This is a genomic window from Novosphingobium sp. B-7 (assembly GCF_000410615.1).
Taxonomy (GTDB): Bacteria; Pseudomonadota; Alphaproteobacteria; order Sphingomonadales; family Sphingomonadaceae; genus Novosphingobium; species Novosphingobium capsulatum.
This window is the reverse complement of sequence record NZ_APCQ01000706.1, coordinates 1-1,017: the sequence shown is the minus strand read 5'-3', so window position 1 is coordinate 1,017 and position 1,017 is coordinate 1. Positions and strand designations below refer to the sequence as shown.

Annotated in this window: 2 protein-coding genes; one reads left to right on the top strand and one right to left on the bottom strand. The window is 70.7% G+C overall.

All coding sequences use genetic code 11. From position 1 onward, the window contains the following. The coding region (locus tag H926_RS26170) for a PfkB family carbohydrate kinase (RefSeq protein WP_043608474.1) at positions 1-534 on the bottom strand (534 nt) is incomplete at its 3' end. A 157-nt stretch (positions 535-691) separates the two neighbouring features. Here H926_RS26170 and H926_RS33105 point away from each other — a divergent pair. After that, positions 692-1,017 (top strand): Gfo/Idh/MocA family protein (locus H926_RS33105; protein WP_158441950.1); only part of this gene is annotated, 326 nt, incomplete at its 3' end.

Genomic DNA, 1,017 nt, shown 5'->3' with positions numbered 1-1,017 from the left:
CGGCGCCAGATCCCACAGCACCGGGCGATAATCCACGTCGAGCACCACGCGCCCGCCCTGTGCGCGCATCAGCTGCGCGGCGCGGCGGCTGGCGACGGCGGTCTGCGGCGTGGAAAAATGCGTGCCCGACAGCAGCACGGCGCCGGCCTGGGCGATCAACGCGGCGTCAACGTCGGCCTCGCACAGCGCCATGTCGGCGCAATCCTGGCGATAGAAGATCAGCGGATAGGTGCCGTTTTCGCGAATGCCGAGCAGGACCAGCGCGGTCAGCCGCGCCGGATCGCTGCGCACGCCGCGCGTGTCCACCCCTTCACGCACCAGTTCCTCGCGGATGAAGCGGCCCATGTGATCGCCACCCACGCGGGTGATCAGCCCGGCGCGCAGGCCCAGCCGCGCCATGCCGATCGCGGTGTTGGTCGGGCTGCCCCCCACATACTTGGCAAAGCTGGCCATGTCTTCCAGCCGGCCGCCCACCTGCTCGCCATAGAGATCAACCCCGGCGCGGCCGATCGCGATGACATCGAGTGGCTTCATGGACGGCGCCGTTTCCCTGGCTGGTGAAGGTTGCCCCCGCTATGCCGCCAAGCGCGCGCTCTGGCCAGTGCCGCTCTTGTGCCGGCGCGCCAGTTTCGGCACAGACGCGCCTGAACACGCCGAAGGAACCGCCACGCCAAAGGAACCGCCAGGCCTCATGCACACAATCGCTCTGCTGGGCGCCGGGCGCATCGGCGCCGTCCATGCCGCGCATATCGCCCGCCATCCCGGCCTGCGCCTGGCCGTGGTCGCCGATATCGATCCCGCCGCCGCCCAGGCCCTGGCCGATCGCCACGGCGCGCTGGCGCTGTCACCCGAACAGGCGCTCGATCATCCGGGCCTTGCCGGCACGGTGATCGCCAGCCCCACCGCGCTGCATGCGCCGCAAACGCTCGATGCTGCCGCGCGCGGCTTGGCGGTCTTGTGCGAAAAGCCGCTCGCGCTTGATCTGGCCGTGGCGCAGGCAGCGCTGGCCCGCCTCGA